General features: G+C 45.7%; 3 protein-coding genes and 1 riboswitch. Of the genes, 1 reads left to right on the top strand and 2 read right to left on the bottom strand.

All coding sequences use genetic code 11. From position 1 onward, the window contains the following. Positions 1–1,087, top strand: a 1,087-nt coding sequence (locus IJJ71_RS12345; RefSeq protein WP_296847422.1) for a GGDEF domain-containing protein, incomplete at its 5' end; no start/stop codon positions are given. Between the two features lie 222 nt (positions 1,088–1,309). Here the strand turns inward: IJJ71_RS12345 and ppdK are convergent. Together ppdK and IJJ71_RS12335 are read right to left on the bottom strand one after the other, a co-directional pair. Further along, complete coding sequence (gene ppdK / locus IJJ71_RS12340) at positions 1,310–3,991, bottom strand: pyruvate, phosphate dikinase (RefSeq protein ID WP_296847420.1); 2,682 nt, start codon at positions 3,989–3,991, stop codon at positions 1,310–1,312. Positions 3,992–4,250: 259 nt separating this feature from the next. After that, positions 4,251–5,729 (bottom strand): alanine/glycine:cation symporter family protein, encoded by a 1,479-nt coding sequence (locus tag IJJ71_RS12335; protein WP_296847418.1) that lies wholly within the window; start codon positions 5,727–5,729, stop codon positions 4,251–4,253. A gap of 108 nt (positions 5,730–5,837) precedes the next feature. Beyond that, positions 5,838–5,934: riboswitch (glycine riboswitch) on the bottom strand. Between the last annotated feature and the right edge of the window lie 402 nt (positions 5,935–6,336).

The following is a 6,336-nucleotide window of genomic DNA, read 5'->3' as shown; positions in this document are numbered from 1 at the left end:
TGACATTACCGATGTAATCCGCCGCAAAGAGAAAAACGACGGCTCGCAAGTCCTTTACACCATCGACAAGCTCAGGAAATACAGTTTTTTTGACAAGATAATCGACGAGATTAGCCTTGAGGAAATCCTTGACCCGCTCACAGGAATTTTGTCGCGCGCATATTCCATGAAGTTTGTCCACTCCCTTATCGCAGAAAAAATTCCCTTCACATTCACAATCATCGATTTGGATAATTTCAAATTCATTAATGACACTTATGGACATACGGCCGGAGACAAGGTGCTTGCGTCCGTTTCCAAAAGCCTTGCTGAATTTACAGACGGCTTTGCCCTTGCGGGAAGATTCGGCGGGGACGAGCTTCTTTTGATAGATTTAAAAAACATCACCACAAGCGAGAAAACCGCTTTTTTTGAAAATCTTTATGGCAAATCAAACACATTGAGAAAAGAAATTTTCTTTGAAAACGGAGCGGCATTCGTTACGGGAACATCCGGCTGCGCGTCATTTCCAAAAGATTCCGATAATTTCTCTGATTTATTCGGCCTGATTGATAAAATGCTCTATCTTGGGAAAAATCTTGGCCGCAACTGCTATAAAGTCTATGAAGAAGAAAAACACAAATATGTGGAAATCCGTAAGATAGCCAAAAACGGCATATTCAAGAATATGTACAAATTGAGGACTGACATCGAATCAGAAACAGGTTTTGAAAACAAATTGTCAAAAGTCATGCCGCAGATTAGCGAAATTCTGAAAGTTCCTGATTTTTACTATGTCACTTCTGACGGAAAAATGCGCGCTGTCCTGGACAAGAACTTCAATGCGGATGTGTCCGATTTATCAGAAATCATGGAAGAAGATTTGTTTTCCCAAGGCTCGCTGGATTTAATAAAAAAACACTCACCGAAATTCTACAAAGTTCTTTATGAAAAGGGCTTTGAATCTGTTTTAATTTCACGGATACGCAAAAAGGACAAAGTAAAAGGCTATCTGATTTGCGCGGTAAACCGCAGCCTTAGAATCTGGCAGGAAAACGAATGCGCGATTCTTTATTATCTTGCCGAGCTTTTGTCCGATGATTTATAGGCTCGCATTTATTTCTCGAAAGGATTAGAAAAAAATCCCGGTCAGCGTAAACCAACCGGGGTTTTAGGGGTGTCCCCTAGGAGAGTGGGGTGCGACGCAGGGGAGAGACTTCTCCCCTATCCTTTTTACTTATTCTTCTTCTCGTACTCAATCACGGCCTGTGCTCATGCAAACCTAGCGGTTTGCTAACGAGTTTTGCCAAGCAAAACTCGCGGGATTTCATTACTTATTTTTGAGCACTGCCTGAGCACCAGCCAATCTAGCTATTGGCACTCGGTAAGGAGAGCAGCTTACATAGTTCAAGCCGATTCTGTAGCAGATATGGATTGAAGCCGGGTCTCCGCCATGCTCACCACAAATGCCCAGGTGCAGGTGCTGGTTGACAGTGCGGCCTTTTTCCTCGGCGATTTCCATGAGGGCTGCAGGACCGTCCTCGTCCAGAGTAGCGAATGGGTCGTCCTCAAGGATTCTCTGCTGCAAGTAAGACTCGATGAATTTTCCGTAGTCGTCCCGGCTGAAACCGAATGTGGTCTGAGTAAGGTCGTTTGTTCCGAATGAGAAGAAGTCCGCGTATTTTGCGATTTTTCCTGCACTCAATGCGGCTCTCGGGAATTCAATCATGGAACCAATCTGGAATTTAAGGTTCACGCCCTTTTCCTTGTTGACTTTATCGATGACGGCTTCTGCCTGCTTTCGGATTTGCTCGACTTCGTTGTAAGAAACGACATTCGGAATCATAATCAGAACTTCGTGCTTCTTGCTTTCTTTTTCAAGCTGTGCCGTAGCACGGGCGATTGCCTCGACCTGCATTTCGTAGATTTCAGGATATGTGATTGCAAGCCGGCATCCTCGGTGACCCAGCATAGGGTTGTGCTCAGCAAGCTGCATGACTTTTCGGGCAAGTTTTTCTTTATCAACGCCAAGTTTTTCTGCAAGGGCGGTAAGCTGTGAGTCGCTTTCTGCCTGAATGAACTCGTTCAAAGGCGGATCAAGCAAACGGATTGTAACCGGTCGGCCTTCCATAGTCTTGATGATTTCGTAGAAGTCTTTCTGCTGGAGGGGAAGAATTTTCGCCAGATTTTCCTTTCGACTTTCTGTGTCTTCAGAAATAATCATTTTCTGGAAAGCGGTGAGTTTCGGCTCGTCGAAGAACATGTGTTCCGTGCGGCAAAGACCGATTCCCATTGCACCGAAGCGGAAGGCATCCATTGCGTTCTGAGGAGTGTCGCCGTTCGCGTAGATGTCGAATCCCTTTACACGGTTTCCTGATTCAGTGACTCGCTCTGATTTTTCGCGGATTTCGTCTGCCCAGCCCAAGAATGTTTCCAAATCGCCTGAGATTGTAGCCGGCTTGACCGCAACCTGACCTTCGTAAACGAGACCTGTAGCTCCGTCAATCGTGAGGAAGTCGCCTTTTTTGTAGGTTTTTCCCTTGATGATGACAGTCTCAGCGTCTTTGAATGCAACATCTGAGCAGCCACAAACACAAGGAGTTCCCATACCGCGGGCAACGACTGCTGCGTGAGAAGTTCGTCCACCAGTTGAAGTAAGGATACCCTGTGAAACTGCCATTCCGGCGATATCATCTGGAGAAGTTTCTTTTCGGACGAGAAGAACTTTTTTGCCGTTCTTTGCCCATTCTTCGGCTTCTTCTGCTGTGAATACAATCTGACCACAACCAGCTCCCGGAGAAGCGTTAAGACCAGCTGCGATTTCTGTAGCCTTTTTGACTGCCTCTTTGTCGAGCTGTGGGAGAAGAAGCTGGTTCAACTGCTCCGGCTCAACACGCATGATTGCTGTTTCTTTGTCGATGAGCCCTTCTTTGACCATATCGACTGCCATTTTGACTGCTGCGGCACCTGTTCGTTTACCGTTTCGGCACTGAAGCATGTAGAGCTTTCCTTCCTCAACGGTGAATTCCATATCCTGCATGTCGTGATAGTGCTTTTCGAGGCGGTCACGAATCTGGCAGAGTTCGTCGTAAATCGCCTTGTTTGTCTGCTCCAGCTGAGCGAGTTTTTGCGGAGTTCGGATACCAGCAACGACATCCTCACCCTGAGCGTTCATAAGATATTCGCCCATGAATACATTTTCACCGGTTGAAGGGTCTCGTGAGAAACATACACCAGTACCAGAAGTTTCGCCCTTGTTACCGAAGACCATTGCCATTACTGTAACGGCTGTTCCTTTGAGAGCGCCTTCCTTGATGTTGTTCAATTTGCGGTATTTGATAGCACGAGGGTTCATCCATGAGCCGAAGACAGCTCCGATTGCGCCCCACATCTGCTCTTTTGCGTCCTGAGGGAAGTCCTCGCCCTTTTCCTTTTTGTACATCGCCTTGTATTTTGTGACGATTTCTTTGAGGTTCTCTGTTGTAAGCTCAGTGTCCTGTTTGACCCCAGCCTTTTCTTTTACTTCGTCAATGATTGCTTCGAATTTGTCGTGGTCAACGCCCATTGCAACATCGCCGTACATCTGAATAAAGCGACGGTAAGCGTCCCATGCAAAGCGTTCGTTGCCAGTCTTTTTTGCCAGCCCCAGGACAGCCTTGTCGTTGAGACCGAGGTTAAGGATTGTATCCATCATACCAGGCATAGAGATTGCCGCACCCGAACGGACAGAAACCAAAAGCGGGTCTGCCTCGTCGCCAAGTTTTTTGCCCATAACGGACTCAAGTTTTGCAAGGTATTCATCGACCTGAGGATAAAGTTCTTCCGGATATTTGCGTCCCAACTCGTAATACTTCTGACAGACATCTGTAGTAATAGTAAAGCCAGCCGGAACCGGAAGACTCAAAGGAGCTTTAGCCATCTGTGCAAGGTTTGCGCCCTTTCCACCCAACTCTGCGCGCATTGATTCATCGCCATCTGCGTCGCCATTACCAAAAAAATATACATACTTCATAATGAGTAAATTATAACACAGGTTTTTTGGATGTAAATCAGTTATTTCAAAATAAAATTAAAAAATACGAAAATAATAACATAAAGAACAAAATTACGACACGGAATAATGCAAAAAAATGCAGTTATGAGACAATTATGATATTTCGGATTGAGAAAACTTGATTACAATGACCACAAGGCCAATTAACAAAAAAAAACACCGGGGAACAACTCACCCGGTGTCAATACTGCATTTTGCACTATGAATTATGCACTAATTACAGTGTTGGATACTTCGCAAAGTATTTCTTTGTTTCTTCTGCAACGACTCCGCTCAAAACAATCAGCGAGATACAGTTTGGAATTGCCATGAGACCGTTGGTGATGTCGGCAATTGTGAATACTGCGTTGACTGTGAAGTACGGGCCGATTGCGATTGCGAAGATGTAAATCAAGCGGTAGATGAAAACGAGCTTCATGCGGCCGTTGGTGATGTATTCAAGACATTTTTCTGAGTAATAATCCCATCCCAAAATCGTTGTGAAGGCGAAGAAAGCCAGACAGAGCATGAGGAGGAATTTTACAGAATAGCCGTCACCGCCAAGAACACGGGAGAAAGCAGCTGCCGTAAGATTTGCACCTTCAAGTCCCTTATTCCAGGTAGAAATCATGGCAAGTTTACCTTCGACTGTTTCAAAAACGATTCCGCCTGGAGCAATAATATCTCCGTAAAAAGCGATTACGATTGCAAGGCCGGTCATTGTACAGACGATGAGAGTGTCGATTACAGTTCCCGTCATGTTGACCAGCCCCTGCTCAACAGGCTCGTTTGTCTGAACTGGAGCAGCTGCGATTGGAGCAGAACCAAGGCCAGCCTCGTTTGAGAAAATTCCCCGGGCAATACCTTTCTGCATTGAATCCAGAACCATCTTGATGATGTAGCCTGAAACACCGGCGGTTACAGCAGAGGAACCAAATGCTGATTTGAAAATCAAGGCAAAAGCTGCAGGAACTTTTGTTGCGTTCATGATTAAAACTGCGACGCCCATGAAAATGTAAATGACAGCCATTGCAGGGACGATTTTTTCTGCGACTTTGGAGATTCGCTTGAGGCCGCCCAGAATTACGAGGGCTGCTGCGATTGTTACGACAGCTCCGCCGATTACTGTGGCCCAGGTGTATGACTTCTCGCCAATAGTGAATGCAATGTTTGCATTCTGGGGATCAAATGCCATGTTGACGGCAGAAGTGATGCCGTTGATTTGGGTCATCGTACCGATTCCCAGAAGACCTGCAAGAACTCCGAAAATTGCGAAAAGGATTGCAAGCCACTTCCAGTTTTTTCCCATACCTTTTTCGATTGTATAGAATGGGCCGCCCAAAACATGACCGTCTTCTTTTACTTCACGGTATTTGATTGCAAGCATACACTCTGCAAATTTTGTGGCTGTTCCCAAAATTGCGGCAGCCCACATCCAGAAAAGGGCACCAGGACCGCCAGAAGCGATTGCAGTTGCAACACCAACGATGTTTCCAGTTCCGATTGTTGCAGAAAGTGCCGTACAAAGAGCAGAAAATCCCGAAAGCTCTCCGCGACCTTCATTTTCTTTGAAAATTGAGCGGAATGCTCGTCCAAGTTTTGTGAACTGCAAGCCTCTTGCCCGAATCGTAAGAACAAGGCCGGTTGCAAGAATAAGGACGATGGTTGGAATTCCCCAAACCACATCGTCGATTGAGTTAAGGATTTTGTCAAACATTTTTAAATCCCCGAAAGAACTGTCATGCCGAAATGCGACAAGTTCTTTTTAAAATAAAATAGAGTTTGCCCCGAAAAACGAAACAAACTCTCCAAAGAGTAGGAATGGAACTTTTGCCCTGTCCTTTGTGCCTGAGATATCGATTGTAATAATCTTAACCCTTCGGCGCCTCACCCCATCGTGAAGACTCTCCAGAGAGTCGTCCTTGCCCCACAAGCAAAAAAACGACTTAAGTAATATATCGGAAAAACAGTGGTTTGACTAGAGAGGAAATTCTGGACGATGTAAGTTTTATCTGCTGCCCATGATTTTTTTCACAATTACGCTTGACAAAAAATTTTCAACACGCTATAACAGAGACATCAAACGGCAATGAGGTCGCAGAGCAAATGCTTTGCGACCTTTTCTGTTTTTAACGGCGATGATGTCGGACATGTGCGCACTGTCTGATATTGTCGCCGATTTTTTTTCCGGGGCGTTGCGGGGTGCGGTTCAGGCATAGCCTTTACCGAGACTCGCCTAAAAACTTGCCTCGCAAGTTTTTTCGCTATTGCGAACGGCTCACTACCCCGCAGAGGGGGTAGCGGAAAAGCAACGCTTTGGAGCG

Origin of the sequence: Treponema sp., from assembly GCF_017430385.1 — a bacterium.
Lineage (GTDB): Bacteria > Spirochaetota > Spirochaetia > Treponematales > Treponemataceae > Treponema_D.
The sequence above is the reverse complement of the archived record's forward strand: the minus strand, read 5'-3'. Positions and strand labels throughout refer to the sequence as shown.